This window comes from Dyella sp. RRB7 (assembly GCF_022761115.1).
In the GTDB taxonomy this organism is placed as follows: domain Bacteria; phylum Pseudomonadota; class Gammaproteobacteria; order Xanthomonadales; family Rhodanobacteraceae; genus Dyella.
In genome coordinates this window covers 554,628-569,483 of the sequence record NZ_JAKWJS010000002.1, presented here as the reverse complement: position 1 = coordinate 569,483, position 14,856 = coordinate 554,628, and the positions used below count along the sequence as shown (strand labels likewise).

Annotated in this window: 15 protein-coding genes, 5 tRNA genes and 1 pseudogene; 17 read left to right on the top strand and 4 right to left on the bottom strand. The window is 64.5% G+C overall.

Annotated features, from left to right (window positions below; genetic code table 11):
• Positions 1-89 precede the first annotated feature (89 nt).
• The 6 genes from kdsA (at position 90) to truD (ending at position 4,985) form a co-directional block, all read left to right on the top strand.
• Complete coding sequence (gene kdsA / locus MJ606_RS08820) at positions 90-923, top strand: 3-deoxy-8-phosphooctulonate synthase (RefSeq protein WP_243049149.1); 834 nt, start codon at positions 90-92, stop codon at positions 921-923.
• Positions 924-1,015: 92 nt separating this feature from the next.
• The gene (eno, locus tag MJ606_RS08815; protein WP_243049148.1) at positions 1,016-2,329 is read left to right on the top strand and encodes a phosphopyruvate hydratase; all 1,314 of its coding nucleotides are present in this window, start codon (positions 1,016-1,018) and stop codon (positions 2,327-2,329) included.
• A gap of 17 nt (positions 2,330-2,346) precedes the next feature.
• The gene (gene ftsB, locus MJ606_RS08810) at positions 2,347-2,670 is read left to right on the top strand and encodes a cell division protein FtsB (RefSeq protein ID WP_243049147.1); all 324 of its coding nucleotides are present in this window, start codon (positions 2,347-2,349) and stop codon (positions 2,668-2,670) included.
• Between the two features lie 2 nt (positions 2,671-2,672).
• A complete protein-coding gene (gene ispD, locus MJ606_RS08805; RefSeq protein WP_243049146.1) occupies positions 2,673-3,362 on the top strand; it encodes a 2-C-methyl-D-erythritol 4-phosphate cytidylyltransferase in 690 nt (229 codons plus the stop codon).
• Positions 3,363-3,375: 13 nt separating this feature from the next.
• Complete coding sequence (gene ispF / locus MJ606_RS08800) at positions 3,376-3,849, top strand: 2-C-methyl-D-erythritol 2,4-cyclodiphosphate synthase (RefSeq protein ID WP_279236756.1); 474 nt, start codon at positions 3,376-3,378, stop codon at positions 3,847-3,849.
• 119 nt (positions 3,850-3,968) lie between these two features.
• Entirely contained in the window at positions 3,969-4,985 is a 1,017-nt protein-coding gene (gene truD, locus MJ606_RS08795; protein WP_243049144.1) for a tRNA pseudouridine(13) synthase TruD, read from the top strand.
• 136 nt (positions 4,986-5,121) lie between these two features.
• Here the strand turns inward: truD and MJ606_RS08790 are convergent, their stop codons facing one another.
• The gene (locus MJ606_RS08790; protein ID WP_243049143.1) at positions 5,122-5,667 is read right to left on the bottom strand and encodes a Smr/MutS family protein; all 546 of its coding nucleotides are present in this window, start codon (positions 5,665-5,667) and stop codon (positions 5,122-5,124) included.
• Positions 5,668-5,870: 203 nt separating this feature from the next.
• Here MJ606_RS08790 and surE point away from each other — a divergent pair, with 203 nt between their 5' ends.
• The 4 genes from surE (at position 5,871) to MJ606_RS08770 (ending at position 9,007) form a co-directional block, all read left to right on the top strand.
• Positions 5,871-6,665: a 5'/3'-nucleotidase SurE gene (gene surE, locus MJ606_RS08785; protein ID WP_243049142.1), complete on the top strand. Its 795-nt coding sequence runs from the start codon at positions 5,871-5,873 to the stop codon at positions 6,663-6,665.
• A 1-nt stretch (position 6,666) separates the two neighbouring features.
• Positions 6,667-7,347 carry a protein-L-isoaspartate(D-aspartate) O-methyltransferase gene (locus MJ606_RS08780; RefSeq protein ID WP_243049141.1) on the top strand — a complete coding sequence of 227 codons (681 nt, stop codon included), beginning with the start codon at positions 6,667-6,669 and terminating at the stop codon, positions 7,345-7,347.
• A gap of 20 nt (positions 7,348-7,367) precedes the next feature.
• Positions 7,368-7,976 carry a VTT domain-containing protein gene (locus MJ606_RS08775; protein WP_243049140.1) on the top strand — a complete coding sequence of 203 codons (609 nt, stop codon included), beginning with the start codon at positions 7,368-7,370 and terminating at the stop codon, positions 7,974-7,976.
• 77 nt (positions 7,977-8,053) lie between these two features.
• The gene (locus tag MJ606_RS08770) at positions 8,054-9,007 is read left to right on the top strand and encodes a peptidoglycan DD-metalloendopeptidase family protein (protein ID WP_243049139.1); all 954 of its coding nucleotides are present in this window, start codon (positions 8,054-8,056) and stop codon (positions 9,005-9,007) included.
• 98 nt (positions 9,008-9,105) lie between these two features.
• On the opposite strand, the gene MJ606_RS08765 is transcribed toward MJ606_RS08770, so the two are convergent.
• Both MJ606_RS08765 and yhbY read right to left on the bottom strand, forming a co-directional pair.
• Positions 9,106-9,480: an Mth938-like domain-containing protein gene (locus tag MJ606_RS08765; protein ID WP_243049138.1), complete on the bottom strand. Its 375-nt coding sequence runs from the start codon at positions 9,478-9,480 to the stop codon at positions 9,106-9,108.
• An 11-nt stretch (positions 9,481-9,491) separates the two neighbouring features.
• Positions 9,492-9,788 carry a ribosome assembly RNA-binding protein YhbY gene (gene yhbY / locus MJ606_RS08760; RefSeq protein WP_243049137.1) on the bottom strand — a complete coding sequence of 99 codons (297 nt, stop codon included), beginning with the start codon at positions 9,786-9,788 and terminating at the stop codon, positions 9,492-9,494.
• Between the two features lie 84 nt (positions 9,789-9,872).
• On the opposite strand from yhbY, the gene rlmE reads away from it, so the two are divergent.
• From rlmE to MJ606_RS08725, 7 genes are all read left to right on the top strand, one after another.
• Positions 9,873-10,523: a 23S rRNA (uridine(2552)-2'-O)-methyltransferase RlmE gene (gene rlmE / locus MJ606_RS08755; RefSeq protein WP_243049136.1), complete on the top strand. Its 651-nt coding sequence runs from the start codon at positions 9,873-9,875 to the stop codon at positions 10,521-10,523.
• Positions 10,520-12,469: an ATP-dependent zinc metalloprotease FtsH gene (ftsH, locus tag MJ606_RS08750; protein WP_243049135.1), complete on the top strand. Its 1,950-nt coding sequence runs from the start codon at positions 10,520-10,522 to the stop codon at positions 12,467-12,469. The genes rlmE and ftsH overlap by 4 nt, the downstream gene beginning before the upstream one ends.
• 304 nt (positions 12,470-12,773) lie before the next feature.
• A tRNA-Arg gene (locus MJ606_RS08745) sits at positions 12,774-12,850 on the top strand.
• A gap of 172 nt (positions 12,851-13,022) precedes the next feature.
• Positions 13,023-13,099, top strand: a tRNA-Pro gene (locus tag MJ606_RS08740).
• A gap of 27 nt (positions 13,100-13,126) precedes the next feature.
• Positions 13,127-13,203 (top strand) — tRNA-Arg (locus tag MJ606_RS08735).
• Positions 13,204-13,217: 14 nt separating this feature from the next.
• Positions 13,218-13,294 (top strand) — tRNA-His (locus MJ606_RS08730).
• Between the two features lie 28 nt (positions 13,295-13,322).
• Positions 13,323-13,398 (top strand) — tRNA-Lys (locus tag MJ606_RS08725).
• A gap of 258 nt (positions 13,399-13,656) precedes the next feature.
• Here the strand turns inward: MJ606_RS08725 and MJ606_RS08720 are convergent.
• Positions 13,657-14,744, bottom strand: a pseudogene (locus MJ606_RS08720) (IS3 family transposase).
• Positions 14,745-14,856: the final 112 nt, after the last annotated feature.

The window sequence follows — 14,856 nt, the reverse complement described above, 5'->3', positions numbered from 1 at the left end:
GCCCGGCCGATCCATGGCCGGGATCGCACCGCCTCGTCATTCCCGCGCAAGCGGGAATCCAGTGACTTTATCGTTCCGATGGTGCGCTCATGAGGCTGTGCGGTTTCGAGGTTGGCCTGGACCAGCCGCTGTTCCTGATCGCCGGCCCCTGCGTGGTCGAATCCGAACAGCTGCAGATGGATACCGCCGGCAAGCTCAAGGAAATCACCGGCAAGCTCGGCATCCACTTCATCTTCAAGTCCAGCTTCGACAAGGCCAACCGCTCCTCCGGCAACAGCTTCCGCGGTCCCGGCCTGGAAGCGGGGCTGAAGATCCTGGCCGAAGTGAAGCGCCAGCTCGGCGTGCCGGTGCTCACCGATGTGCACGAATACACGCCGATGAACGAAGTGGCTGCCGTGGTGGACGTGCTGCAGACGCCGGCGTTCCTGTGCCGCCAGACCGACTTCATCCAGAACGTGGCGCGCGCCGGCAAGCCGGTGAACATCAAGAAGGGCCAGTTCCTCGCGCCGTGGGACATGAAGAACGTGGTCGACAAGGCCAAGGCCGTCGGCAACGACGACATCCTGGTGTGCGAGCGCGGCGCCAGCTTCGGCTACAACAACCTCGTCTCGGACATGCGCTCGCTCAGCGTGATGCGCGACACCGGTTGCCCGGTGGTGTTCGACGCCACCCATTCGGTGCAGCTGCCGGGCGGGCAGGGCACCAGCTCGGGCGGCCAGCGCGAATTCGTGCCGGTGCTGGCGCGCGCGGCGGTGGCCGTGGGCGTGTCCGGCCTGTTCGCCGAGACGCATCCCGATCCGGCCAAGGCGCTCAGCGACGGCCCCAACGCCTGGCCGCTGGACAAGATGGAGGCGCTGCTGGAAACCTTGCTCGAACTGGACCAGGTCACCAAGCGTCATACTTTCCTGGAACACACGCTCTGAGCCGCCGTGGGGGAGGCGATTGAAGCGAATCCCCCGCGCGTCAGGCAGGATGTTCTTCCCCGCTTCAGTCACCTCATCAAGCTACGGAAACCATGAGCACCGACATCACCCGCATCCACGCCCGTGAAATCCTCGATTCCCGCGGTAACCCCACGCTCGAAGCAGAAGTGACCCTGGCCGGCGGCGGCTTCGGCCGCGCGGCGGTGCCGAGCGGCGCGTCCACCGGTTCGCGCGAGGCGGTGGAGCTGCGCGACGGCGACAAGTCGCGCTACCTGGGCAAGGGCGTGAAGAACGCGGTGGGCAACGTCAACGGTGCCATCGCTTCCGCGCTCAAGGGCTTCGATGCCGCCAACCAGGGCGGCCTGGACGCCAAGCTGATCAACCTCGACGGCACCCCTAACAAGGGCAAGCTGGGCGCCAACGCCATCCTCGGCGTGTCGCTGGCCGCCGCGCACGCGGTGGCCGCGCAGAACCGCCAGCCGCTGTGGCGGTACCTGGCTTCCATCAACGGCACCACCGGCAAGCCGGGCGCGCTGCCGGTGCCGATGATGAACATCATCAACGGCGGCGCCCATGCCGACAACAACGTCGACGTGCAGGAGTTCATGGTGCTGCCGGTCGGCCTGCCGACCTTCGCCGAAGCGCTGCGCGCCGGCACCGAGATCTTCCACGCGCTCAAGAGCGTGCTCAAGGGCAAGGGCCTCAACACCGCCGTGGGCGATGAAGGCGGCTTCGCGCCCGACCTGCGCTCCAACATCGAAGCGCTGGACACCATCCTGGAAGCGATCAATAAGACCGGCTACAAGGTCGGCGGCGAGATCCTGCTGGGCCTGGACGTGGCCAGTTCGGAGTTCTTCAAGGACGGCAAGTACGATTTGGAAGGCGAGGGCAAGGTCTATACCCCCGCCCAGTTCGTCGACCTGCTGGCCAGCTGGTCCAGGCAGTACCCCATCGTCACCATCGAAGACGGCATGGCCGAAGGCGACTGGGACGGCTGGAAGCTGCTCACCGACGCCATCGGCAAGAACGTGCAGCTGGTGGGCGACGACCTGTTCGTCACCAACCCGAGCATCTTCAAGGAAGGCATCGACAAGCACATCGCCAATGCCATCCTGATCAAGGTGAATCAGATTGGCACGCTGTCCGAGACGCTGGAAGCCATCGCCATGGCCGATGCGGCCAAGTACGCGGCGATCGTGTCGCATCGCTCGGGCGAAACGGAAGACACCACCATCGCCGATATCGCCGTGGCCACCACCGCCACCCAGATCAAGACCGGTTCGCTGTGCCGCACCGATCGCGTGGCCAAGTACAACCAGCTGCTGCGCATCGAAGAGGCGCTGGGCGCCGAGGCGCGCTACGCCGGTCGCCATGCGTTCCCCAACCTGGCCAGCCTGCCGGGCTGAGACGGAGCCGGTCGCGCATGTTGCGTTGGGTCGCCCTGATTCTGGTGCTGGTCTTGATCGCTCTGCAGATGAAACTGTGGAACGGCAATGGTGGCGTGCATGAGGTGGAAACCCTGCGCGCCGCTGTGAAGAAGCAGGGTGAGGACAACGACAAGCTGCTCCAGCGCAACCAGGCGCTGGGCGCCGACGTGGACGACCTCAAGCACGGTGAGCAGGCCGTGGAAGCGCGTGCGCGCGCCGAACTCGGCCTGATCAAGCCGGGCGAAACGTTCTACCAGGTGGTCGAAAAGCCGGGTGCCAGCCAGGCACCCGCGTCGGCCGCATCCACGGGCAGCCAATAACCATGGCGGCCTTGTGGTGTGTGGTGCCGGCGGCGGGGCGCGGCACCCGGGTCGGTGGTGATCTTCCCAAGCAATACCTGCCCCTGGCGGGGCGCCCGCTGATCCTGCATACGCTGGAGCGGCTGGCCGCGCATCCGCTGATCGCCGGCCTGATGGTCGTGCTGGGCGGCAAGGACGAGCACTGGCCCGGCATCGGGCAGCTCGCGGACAAGCCGGTGCTTACCACCCTTGGTGGCGCCGAGCGTTGCGATTCGGTGCTGGCGGGCCTGCGTGCCTTGCCGGCCGAGGTGGCGGACGAGGCTTTCGTGCTGGTGCATGACGCGGCGCGTCCCTGCGTGCGTCAGGCCGATATTGCCCGGCTGATCGAACGGGCCGTGCCAGCCGGTGGCGGTTTGCTCGGTGCGCCGTTGCGCGACACGCTCAAGCGCGCCGGCAGCGATGGCCGCAGCCACACTACCGAACCGCGCGACCATCGCTGGCGTGCCTTCACGCCGCAGATGTTCCGGCGCGGTGAGCTTTCCGCGGCCCTGCTGGCGGCTGCTGTCGCCGGCGTCACGGTAAGCGACGAAGCGATGGCGATGGAACATGCCGGATTTGCGCCATTGCTGGTCGAGGGCGCGGAAGACAATATCAAGGTGACCACGGCGGCCGATTTCGCGTTGGCCGAATTCCTGTTGCCAAGAACGACATAAGGAAAACCCCATGATGCGGATTGGCCAGGGCTTCGACGTCCACACCTTCGGTGAAGGCGACCACGTGATGCTCGGTGGCGTACGCGTGCCGCACAGCCGCGGCCTGGTGGCCCATTCCGATGGCGACGTGGTGATCCACGCCCTGTGCGATGCGATTTTCGGCGCGCTGGCGCTGGGCGATATCGGCCGGCATTTTCCGCCCACGCAAGAGCAGTGGCGCAATGCCAATAGCCGCATCTTCCTGCAGCATGCCGCCAAACTGATGCGCGAGCAGGGTTACGCGCTGGGCAACGCCGATGTCACGGTGATCTGCGAGGCGCCCAAGGTGGGGCCGCATGCGCAGGCCATGCGCGAGGCGGTCGCCGACGCACTGGGCTGTGAGATCGGCTGCATCAGCATCAAGGCCACCACCACCGAAAAGCTGGGTTTCACCGGCCGTGGCGAGGGCATTGCCGCGCAAGCCTGTGTCCTGCTCGTGCTTACCTGATCGAGGTCATCTTCGTTTTCTCGGCATCGCCACGGTGCCGCTGATGTAATGCATCGGGCAGGGCAAAACGCACTGCCGCTTTTCCGTTTTCTTCAAGCCGGTCGCGCCGGTGGAGTCCCATGTCCGATCTCGAACTGCCTTACGCCTATGGCAACCCGCCCCTCGCCGCCGTGCTGCGCAGCGCGCCGGAGGACTTCCAGGTAGAGGAAATCCTCGGTTACGACGCCGATGGCGAAGGCGAGCATGCGTTGCTGTGGGTGGAGAAGCGCGGCTCCAATACCGACTGGGTGGCCAAGGAGCTGGCGCGTTTCGCCGAAGTACCGCCGTTGAACGTGGGCTACGCGGGCCTGAAGGATCGCCACGCCGTGACCCGGCAGACCTTCTCCGTGCAGCTGGCCGGCAAGCCCGATCCGGATTGGTCGGCGTTTCCGCATGCCGAGGTGAAGGTGCTGGCGGCCACGCGGCACAAGCGCAAGCTCAAGCGCGGCGCGCTGCGTGGCAACCGCTTCGTGCTGGTGCTGCGCCAGGTGCAAGGCGATCGCGTGGTCGCCGAACAGGTGTTGCAGCAGATCGCCCAGCGCGGCGTGCCCAACTACTTCGGCGAGCAGCGCTTCGGCCGCGAGGGCGGCAACGTGGCGCAGGCGCGGGCGATGTTCGCGGGTCGCCGGGTGGATCGCGACAAGCGCCATTTCCTGCTCTCCGCCGCGCGCTCGCATATCTTCAACGCGGTGCTGGCCGCGCGCGTGGAGCAGGGCGTGTGGGACAGCCCGATGGAGGGCGAGATCTGGTCGCTGGCCGGTTCGCGTTCGTGGTTCGGCCCCGAGCCGTTCGACGCCACTTTGTCCGAACGCCTGGCGCGCGGCGACATCCATCCTTCCGGTCCGCTGTGGGGGCGCGGCGAAACGCCCGCCCAGGCCGATGCACGCGCTTTGGAAGATGCCATCGCCGCCGCCAATGCCGATCTGGCCGAGGGCCTGGTGGCGGCCAAGATGGATCAGGAGCGCCGCCCGCTGCGCATGATTCCGCAAAACCTCGCCTGGCGTTGGCTGGGCGACGATGCGCTGGAGTTGAGCTTCGAGCTGCAGGCGGGCGCGTACGCGACGACGGTGGTAAGGGAGCTGGCCACCACGGCCTAGCGGCCCAGCTTCCTCTCCCCTCCGGGGAGAGGATTGAGGTGAGGGGCGGGTGCTCGCGGAATGGCTTCTACAAAGCTTGTCGCAAGATTGTCCCCTCGCCCCCGCCCTCTCCCCGGAGGGGAGAGGGCGCTAAGAGCTAGGCCTTGAGCAACACCACGACCGCCCCCGTCCCACCCTGCATTGGCCGTGCCGACGCAAATGCCACCACATCATCGCGTCGACGCAGCATGCGATCGGTGAGTGCCTTGAGCACCGGCCCGGCCGCGCGCGAGCGCAGGCCCTTGCCGTGCACGATGCGTACGCAGCGAAAGCCACGTCGCCGCGCTTCGGCCAGGAAATCCACGATGGTGGCCTGCGCGGCGGCGGCATTCATCTGGTGCAGGTCGATATCGTCCTGGATGCTGAACTGGCCGCGCTTGAGCTGGCGCAGCAGCTTGGGCGGATAGCCGTCGCGCAGATAGCTCAGTTCTTCGCCCACCTCGATCAGGCCGGGGTCGAAGGCCATATCGAGCAGTTCGCCGGGCACGGCGGCCTCGTCGGCTTCGAACATGCGCGGCTCGGGTTCGGGCTTGGGCATGGCGGGTGCGGGTTCCACCGGTTCGAACGGTCGAACGTCGCCGATGGCTTCGCGAAACAGCCGGGCGTCGTCGTCGGTGATCTGGGCGGGAGGACGGTGTTTCATGGTTGCATCGTAATGCAGCCGCAGCGGGTTGGTGCCGTGCTGGCGCGAGCGTCGCACTGCTGCGTGCGCCGGCCCGGGCGGATGGGTTGGGCACTGCTCGCCGGATGTGAAACCGGTGCTCCGGTCCGGTAGACTTCAGGCTTCATACGATGCGCTTCGGCTCTTGCGGAGCCGTCGCCGCGATGGGCTTTGAACGGATCATCATGCGAGTTCTGGTAAGCAACGACGATGGCGTGGATGCACCGGGCATCCGCGTGCTCGCCGAGCGCCTTGGCGCGGTCGGCCAGGTGACAGTGGTGGCGCCCGATCGCGACCGTTCCGGCGCCAGCAATTCGCTGACCCTGGATGCGCCGATCCGCGCGTTGCGCATGGACAACGGCTATTACCGCGTCGCCGGCACGCCCACCGACTGCGTGCACCTGGCCTTGGCCGGCATGCTCGACCATGAGCCGGATATCGTGGTGTCGGGCATCAACAATTCCGCCAACCTGGGCGACGACGTGATCTATTCCGGCACGGTGTCGGCGGCGATGGAGGGGCGTTTCCTCGGCCTGCCCGCCATCGCGGTATCGCTGGTCAGCAAGGACCACAACGGCGTGCACTACCACGCGGCGGCCAATGCCGTGGTGTTGTTGATGCAGCGCCTGCTGGTCGATCCGCTGCCGGCCGATACTATTCTCAACGTCAACGTGCCCGATCTGCCATGGGAAGACATCCGCGGCTTCGAGGTCACCCGCCTGGGCAAGCGTCATCGCTCGGCGCCTTGCATCAAGCAGACCGACCCGCGCGGCAAGACCATCTGGTGGATCGGCCCCGCGGGCGACGTGGACGATGCCGGCCCGGGCACCGATTTCAACGCCGTGCGCCGTGGCTTTGTATCGGTGACGCCGATCCATGTGGACCTGACGCGCTTCCAGGCGCTGGAAAAGGTCAGCAGCTGGGTGGGCGCGCTGAACGAAGGCGTGTCGGGGCACAAGCCGGCCGACGAGGCCGCGTGAGGTGAACGTGCATCCATTGCCGCCATCCGCACTGAAAGGCGAGGGCATGACCTCGCAGCGCGCGCGCGATCGCCTGGCCACCAAGCTCAAGGAAGAGGGCATCCGCGACCAGCGCGTGATCGACGTGATCCGCAATACGCCGCGCCATCACTTCATCGACCAGGCGCTGCATTCGCGCGCCTACGAAAACACCGCGCTGCCCATCGGCCATGGCCAGACCATCTCGCAACCGTGGGTGGTGGCGCGCATGACCGAGGCGCTGCTGGAGTTCGGCGTACCGCAGAAGGTGCTGGAGATCGGCACCGGCTCGGGCTACCAGGCGGTGGTGCTGGCGCAACTGGTGCCGCAGGTCTACACGGTGGAGCGCATCGAGGAACTGCTGCGCCAGGCACGTCGCCGCTTCCGCCAGCTAGGTCTTTCCAACATCCGTTCGCGCCATGACGACGGCAAGCTGGGGTGGCCCGACGAGGCGCCGTTCGACGCCATCATTCTCACGGCGGCCGGCGATGCGATTCCGCATGCCGTGCTCGACCAGCTCAGCCCCACCGGCGTGCTGGTGGCGCCGGTCGGCTCGCCCAGCAACCAGATGCTGATCCGCATGCGTGGCGACGGGCAGGGCGACTTTATCCAGGAGGAGCTGGCCGCGGTCAGTTTCGTACCGCTGCTAGGTGGCATCGGTTGATGCCACAGGGAAACTGCTGAATGCGTCTTTTTGGATCGCTGTACGCGCGGGCACTCACGTGGGCGCGCGACCCCAGGGCGGTGTACTACCTGTGTGGGTTGAGCTTCGTCGAGGCGTTCATCTTCCCCATCATGCCGGAAGTGATGCTGGCGCCGATGATGCTCGGCAAGCGTCACAAGGCGTTCTTCTACGCCAACATCAGCCTGTTGTTCTCGCTGCTCGGCTCGCTGGTGGGCTACGCGCTGGGCCACTGGGCGTTCCATGCATTGTCGCCGCTGCTCGACACCCTGCACCTGCTGGCGCCGATCGAGACGGGCGTGGAAAACCTGCGTCAGCAGATGAACCAGCATTGGCTGGGCCTGATGGTGGTATTGGCGCTGGCGGCGTTGCAGCCGGTGGTGCCGATGAAGTTCGTCACCTGGGCGGCGGGCATCGTGGGCGTGCCGGTGATTCCGTTTCTGGTTTGCATGGCCGTGGGCCGCGGCAAGCGCGTGTGGCTGCTGGCCTTGCTGATCCGCCTGTTTGGCGAGCGCGCGGAGCGCCTACTGCACAAGCATATCGAGCGTATCGGCTGGGCGGCGCTGGTGATTCTGGCGGGGTTGCTGGTGTGGTGGATCTGGTTGCGCTGAACGCCGGCCGGCGTGCTGACGAACCGGCAGGGATGGATTGCATGAAAAACCCGCTACGCCTCGTTATGCTGGCACCCATGAATGGATATCTCCGGTCATTCGCGCTGACCTCCGCCATCCTGGTTCTGGCCGCCTGCGCCGGGAACCGTCGAACCGTTGTCGTCGAGCCGGCCAGTGGCAATGCCGGCTCGCATGGCGTGGCGCCGGCCCGGGTGCCGCCGGGCGGTACCTATAAGGTCAACAAGGGCGACACGCTGTACTCCATCGCGTTCCGCAACGGCGTGGATTTCCGCGACCTGGCCAGCTGGAACAATATCGCCGCGCCGTACACCATCTGGCCGGGCCAGGAACTGAAGCTGGCGCCCGCCAACGGCAAGGCGCCGGTCCCCGCACCCGTGCATATCACCGGCGCGGTGGTGTCGACCGCACCGAAGCCGGTCGCGCCAGCGCCGGCTCACGCAGCACCGCCCAGCCCGCTGGAGTCGGGCTTTGAGCCGGTTACCGCTACAAGTGCTACTGCTACGGCTGCGTCGACGCCTGCGCCCGCTGCCAGCACGACGCCGGTGGTGCCGGTAGCCGGTGCACCGGCGGCCACGGCCAGCAACACGCCGCCGCCGGCGCCGGTGGCTCCCGCCGCGCCGGGCGCCACCCGCAGCAACGGAGGGGTGACCTGGCGCTGGCCGGCCGATGGCAGCCTGATCAAGCGCTTCCAGTCGGGTGATGCCATCCCCGGTATCGAGATTGCCGGCAAGACCGGTGACCCGGTACGCGCGGCCGCCGATGGCGTGGTCGTTTACAGCGGCAATGGCCTGGTGGGCTATGGCGAGCTGGTCATCGTCAAGCACAACGACAGCTTCCTGTCGGCCTATGGCCACAACAGCAAGCGACTGGTGAAGGAAGGCCAGCGTGTCAGCGCTGGCCAGCAGATCGCCGAAATGGGTGCTACCGGCGCGTCGCGCGACGAGTTGCAGTTCCAGATCCGCAAGGACGGCAATCCGGTCGACCCGCTGGGCTATCTGCCGTCGCGTTGACGCTGCGTCTTTGGCAGGAGCGCACCCTGTGCGCGACAAGCCTACGGAGCGGTGACGTCGTAACGCCACGGTCGCGCACGAGGTGCGCCCCTACCGGGTTAGGCGGGGAGGATAAATGCCGCCACCACGCGTCGATTCTCGGCCGCCAGCAGGTCATAGGTACGGGCGGCGGCGGCGTTGTCCATCACCTCGATACCGATGCCCTTGCGCAGCAGGCCGGCCATGAAAGCGGGGTCGGGGAACACCTGGCGCTCGCCGGTGCCCAGGATGACCAGTTCCGGTTTCAGCTCAAGAATGGCGTCGACGTGGCTGGCATCCAGCTCGCCGGACGCGGTGACCGGCCAGTTTTCCACCGCGCGGTCCGGCGCCAGCAGGAAGCTGACGGTGAAGTCGCGATCCACCACGGTGACGCTGCGGGCACCCACGCGGCGCACGAACAGATAGTTATCCGGGCGGTCGAGCGAAAGGTCCATCAGCGTGTCCCTTAGCGGGGCAGGGCGAGCTTGGGCTCGTCCTCGTTGCGGCGGAACAGCACCACGATATGGCCGATTTCCTGCACGTTTTCCGACTGGGTGCCACCGGCGAGGAAATCGATCTGAGCCTGGCGCTCTTCCTTGTCGCCACCGGAAAGCTTCACTTTCACCAGTTCGTGGTGGGTCAGGGCGAGGTCGAGTTCCTTGAGCACGGCGTCGGTCGCACCCTTGGCGCCCAGCAGGATGACAGGGTGGAGATCGTGGGCGAGGCTGCGCAGATAACGGCGCTGCGAGGGGGAAAGAGCCATGCGTTCAGTCTCGGATTCGCGGCAATGAGACTGCTAAGGGTATCATGCAGGTCACTTCCCCCGTATCCATGGCTGTCGCCGATCATGTCCCGCAGCAAAAGTAGTTCCCGCTGGCTGCGGGAACACTTCGATGATGTTTATGTGAAGAAGGCCCAGGCCGAAGGGCTGCGGTCGCGTGCCGTGTTCAAGCTGGAGGAACTGGTGGACCGCGACCGCCTGCTCAAGCCGGGCATGCGGGTGGTCGACCTGGGCGCCGCGCCGGGCGGCTGGTCGCAGCTGGTCCGGCAGCGTTTGGGTGATACTGGCACCGTGGTGGCGCTGGATATCCTGCCCATGCAGGGTATCGGCGGGGTGGACTTCCTGCAGGGCGATTTCCGCGAGGAGTCGGTGTTACGCGAGCTGGAAGGCCGGCTGGACGGCAATAAGGTCGATCTTGTGCTGTCCGATATGGCCCCCAATATGAGTGGCGTAGCCCTGGCCGATCAGATCCGCGCGATGGATCTGGCCGATCTGGCGCTGGACTTCAGCCGCCAATGGCTTAAACCGGGCGGGTCATTCCTGATCAAGCTGTTTCAGGGGACCGGCTTTGACGAATACATTCGCAGGTTGCGCGCGGACTTCACCCGCGTGACCATGCGTAAACCTAAGGCCTCACGCGCACGTTCGCGTGAGGTGTATGCATTGGCCGTGGGTCGCAAGGCCAACGGCGGGCAATCGGGCGAGAACCGTGCATGAATGAAATGGCGAAAAACCTGCTGCTCTGGCTGATCATCGCAGTCGTACTGCTGACGGTGTTCCAGAGCTTCAATCCGCATGGCGCATCCTCCTCGGATCTGCCCTACAGCACCTTTGTGCAGAGCGTGGACAACGGCAATGTGGCCTCGGCCAACATCAGCGCCGACCAGCCCGCCAGCATCAGCGGCAAGCTGAAGGATGGCAGCACCTTCCGCACCGTCGCCCCCGTCCTGGGCTGGTCCACCAACTCGGTGGTCAAGCAGATGCAGGACAAGGGCGTGGAAGTGCGCCAGGAGCCCTCCAACAACGGCTTCTCGCTGCTGGGCCTGCTGCTCAACTGGTTGCCCATCATCCTGATCGTCGGCGTGTTCATCTGGTTCATGCGCCAGATGCAGGCCGGTGCCGGTGGCCGCGGCGCCATGAGCTTCGGCCGCTCGCGCGCCAAGCTGCAGGGCGAGGACCAGATCAAGGTCAACTTCACCGATGTCGCCGGCTGCGATGAGGCGAAGGAAGAAGTCGGCGAGCTGGTCGAGTTCCTGCGCGACCCGGGCAAGTTCCAGAAGCTGGGCGGCAAGATTCCCCGTGGCGTGCTGATGGTGGGCCCGCCGGGTACCGGCAAGACCCTGCTGGCCAAGGCCATCGCGGGCGAGGCCAAGGTGCCGTTCTTCTCGATCTCGGGCTCCGACTTCGTCGAAATGTTCGTGGGCGTCGGCGCCAGCCGCGTGCGCGACATGTTCGAACAGGCCAAGAAGCACGCGCCGTGCATCATCTTCATCGACGAAATCGACGCCGTCGGCCGCCATCGTGGCGCCGGCCTGGGCGGCGGTCATGATGAGCGCGAGCAGACCCTGAACCAGTTGCTGGTCGAGATGGACGGTTTCGAGGGCACCGAAGGTGTCATCGTCATCGCCGCGACCAACCGCCCCGACGTGCTCGATCCGGCGCTGCTGCGTCCGGGCCGCTTCGACCGCCAGGTGGTGGTGGGCCTGCCCGACGTGAAGGGCCGCGAACAGATCCTCAAGGTGCATCTGCGCAAGGTGCCGACCGCCGCTGACGTCGATCCCATGACCATTGCGCGCGGTACCCCGGGCTTCTCCGGCGCGGACCTGGCCAACCTGGTCAACGAGGCCGCGCTGTTCGCCGCGCGCGAGAACGCGCGTGACGTGCGCATGAGCCATCTCGACAAGGCGCGCGACAAGATCCTGATGGGCACCGAGCGCCGCTCGATGGCCATGAGCGAGGACGAGAAGAAGCTCACCGCATATCACGAGGCCGGTCACGCCATCGTGGGTCGCCTGGTGCCGGAACACGACCCGGTCTACAAGGTCACCATCATTCCGCGTGGTCGCGCCCTGGGCGTCACCATGTACCTGCCGGAAGGCGACAAGTACAGCATGAACCGCGTGGCCATCGAGTCGCAGCTATGCTCGTTGTACGGCGGCCGCGTGGCCGAGGCGCTGATCTTCGGCGAGGACAAGGTCACCACCGGTGCGTCCAACGACATCGAGCGCGCCACCAAGATGGCGCGCAACATGGCCACCAAGTGGGGCCTGTCCGACACGCTCGGCCCAGTGACCTACGGCGAGGAAGAGGATGAGGTATTCCTGGGCCGCGCGGTGACGCAGCACAAGAACGTCTCCAACGAGACCGCGCGCAAGATCGATGAGGAAGTGCGTGCCATCCTGGATCGCGCCTATGCGCGCACCAAGCAGCTGCTGACCGACAACATCGACAAGCTGCACGTGATGGCCGATGCGCTGCTGCAGTACGAGACCATCGACGCGCACCAGATCGACGACATCATGAACGGTCGCGTGCCGGGGCCGCCGGCAGATTGGTCCAAGACCGCCAGCACCGGCCCCACGCCACCGCCGCCGCCGCCGCGTGGCGATGCAGGCGCCAAGGTGGGCGATCCGGCGATTCAGAGTCGCATGTCCGATCGTTGATCGACCTCGATGCATGCAAGAAAGGGCGGCCACGTGCCGCCTTTTCTTTGGATACGTATGCGCGCGCTGTCGATCCACTCGCGGCGAAAAAGTTTGCGCGAAGGTATAGCCGAATGACGAACAGACGGCTAAAATGACCGGCCCAGGTGATGCGTTTTCATCGTCGAACGTGAAGATTCTTCAACGGCGATGAAAAAAAACTGAAAAAAAGAGTTGACGCATCGCTCTCGAATCTGAATAATTCCGCTTCTCGCTTCGGCGCTTTCCACTTCGGTGGTTAAGCGACAAGGCAAAAGTTAAAAACGCGCCCGTAGCTCAGTTGGATAGAGTACCAGGCTACGAACTTGGTGGTCGGGAGTTCGAATCTCTCCGGGCGCGCCATTTGAAGCAAGCTGTGATGTTCACATCATGACTTGTGCCGCAAGGCAGTGAATCGCCAAGCGGACCGGACGAAAGTTGAAGTTCGGTGTGCTTTGATACGGATTGACTAGGCTAGGCGTCACCCGTAGCATTTCTAAGCTTCAGCACGCTTCGGCGGTTGAGGGTTCGAAATCGGGGTATAGCTCAGCCTGGTAGAGCGCCAGCTTTGGGAGCTGGATGTCGGGGGTTCGAATCCCTCTGCCCCGACCATGCAGATGCTATGCACCGTGTGCACAAGCGCCTGTAGCTCAACCGGATAGAGCATCGGCCTTCTAAGCCGACGGTTGCAGGTTCGATTCCTGTCGGGCGCGCCAATTCAGGTTTTATGGTGGGCGTAGCTCAGTTGGTTAGAGTACCGGATTGTGATTCCGGTTGTCGTGGGTTCGAATCCCATCGTCCACCCCAATTTGTTGGTTGTTACAATTCGTTTTATGGGCCGTTAGCTCAGTTGGTAGAGCAGTTGACTCTTAATCAATTGGTCGAAAGTTCGAATCTTTCACGGCCCACCAATCGGAAAAGGCACTTAGGGAAACCTAGGTGCCTTTTCTTTTGGCCACTGGAAAATATTCGAAAAATTCGCCTGCTTTTCCGGCGCGAAAAAAAGCGCCCGCAGGCGCCTCTTACGTGGTATTGCGCGATTGATTTGTGCCTACTTCTTACGCCTCTGCATGGGCTGCACGATCCCTCCCTGGGCGGATGGATATCCTGAGCGGGTCATTGCATGTATCGGTAATCCCCCCATTTTTCATGGGGATCAGAAGTAGAAACTAGGCGGCCATGGCCAGCCGCTGTTTTGGCGTAAATCCGCCCAGGGCCATGTTTGGGCGGTCGTGATTGTAGGTCCACATCCAATCGGTCGCGAAACGCTGCATGTGATCCAAGTCTTCCCAGTGGTACTGCGACAGCCATTCGTATCGCACGGTCCGGTTAAATCGCTCGGCATAGGCATTTTGCTGGGGCTTGCCCGGCTGGATGTAATCGAGCCTGATCCCGTACTGCCGGGCCCACTCGGTGATGGCCGCACTCAGGTATTCAGGGCCGTTGTCGCACCGAATCGCTGTCGGCCGGCCACGCCAACCGATGATCTGCCGCAACGCACGGATCACCCGCTCCGACGGCAACGAGAAATCGATCTCGATGCCAAGCGCTTCGCGGTTGAAGTCGTCGATCACATTGAACAACCGAATGCTGCGCCCATCGGCCAGTGGGTCGTGCATGAAGTCCATTGACTAGACCTGGTTGACGCCAGACGGTACGGCCAGCGGCTCTGGAACCTGCCTGACCAACCGCTTGCGCGGCTTGATCCGCAGGTTCAACTCCAGCTCGCGATAGATTCGGTACACACGCTTGTGATTCCAGCCGAAGCCCTTCACGTTACGCAGGTACAAGAAGCACAGCCCGAATCCCCAGTTCCGGTGGTTGTCGGTCAGACGCAACAGTCAGTTCGCAACCTCATCGTTCTCGACCTTCCGTCGGCCAGCATACCGATAGCAAGCCTAGCTGATTCCGAACGCCTCGCACGCCAGCCGGATCGATGGGCACCGGCTAACCACCGCTCGCATGGCCATCTCACGTCGGCAAGATGGCCTCAGTCTTTTTTTGCGAGTGCCTCTGCAACGATCTCAGCCTTGATCTTCTCCTCGACGTACATCTTGCGCAGCCGTGCATTCTCGGCCTCCAGCTCCTTCATCCGCGCAATCAGCGACACGTCCATGCCGCCGTACTTCGAACGCCACTTGTAGAACGTCGCCGTGCTGATCCCCAGCTCTCGGCAAAGATCCGGTACCGCCAGCCCTGCCTCAACGCGCTTCAGTGCGTCCATGATCTGGCTGTCCGTGAATCTCGACTTCTTCATTCCGTAGAACTCCCTCAACGAGAAAATTCTACTTCTGATCCCACCGTTTTTTCGGGGGGATTACCGCCAGCTGCAACCGCCTCAGGTGAGGCCGCCGTTCCAGATACCAATC

Bases quoted from the DNA above. Each gene is read 5' to 3' on its own strand.
- kdsA (WP_243049149.1), top strand. From the start codon at position 90: ATGAGGCTGTGCGGTTTCGAGGTTGGCCTGGACCAGCCGCTGTTCCTG.
- eno (WP_243049148.1), top strand. From the start codon at position 1,016: ATGAGCACCGACATCACCCGCATCCACGCCCGTGAAATCCTCGATTCC.
- ftsB (WP_243049147.1), top strand. From the start codon at position 2,347: ATGTTGCGTTGGGTCGCCCTGATTCTGGTGCTGGTCTTGATCGCTCTG.
- ispD (WP_243049146.1), top strand. From the start codon at position 2,673: ATGGCGGCCTTGTGGTGTGTGGTGCCGGCGGCGGGGCGCGGCACCCGG.
- ispF (WP_279236756.1), top strand. From the start codon at position 3,376: ATGCGGATTGGCCAGGGCTTCGACGTCCACACCTTCGGTGAAGGCGAC.
- truD (WP_243049144.1), top strand. From the start codon at position 3,969: ATGTCCGATCTCGAACTGCCTTACGCCTATGGCAACCCGCCCCTCGCC.
- MJ606_RS08790 (WP_243049143.1), bottom strand. From the start codon at position 5,667: ATGAAACACCGTCCTCCCGCCCAGATCACCGACGACGACGCCCGGCTG.
- surE (WP_243049142.1), top strand. From the start codon at position 5,871: ATGCGAGTTCTGGTAAGCAACGACGATGGCGTGGATGCACCGGGCATC.
- MJ606_RS08775 (WP_243049140.1), top strand. From the start codon at position 7,368: ATGCGTCTTTTTGGATCGCTGTACGCGCGGGCACTCACGTGGGCGCGC.
- MJ606_RS08770 (WP_243049139.1), top strand. From the start codon at position 8,054: ATGAATGGATATCTCCGGTCATTCGCGCTGACCTCCGCCATCCTGGTT.
- MJ606_RS08765 (WP_243049138.1), bottom strand. From the start codon at position 9,480: ATGGACCTTTCGCTCGACCGCCCGGATAACTATCTGTTCGTGCGCCGC.
- yhbY (WP_243049137.1), bottom strand. From the start codon at position 9,788: ATGGCTCTTTCCCCCTCGCAGCGCCGTTATCTGCGCAGCCTCGCCCAC.
- rlmE (WP_243049136.1), top strand. From the start codon at position 9,873: ATGTCCCGCAGCAAAAGTAGTTCCCGCTGGCTGCGGGAACACTTCGAT.
- ftsH (WP_243049135.1), top strand. From the start codon at position 10,520: ATGAATGAAATGGCGAAAAACCTGCTGCTCTGGCTGATCATCGCAGTC.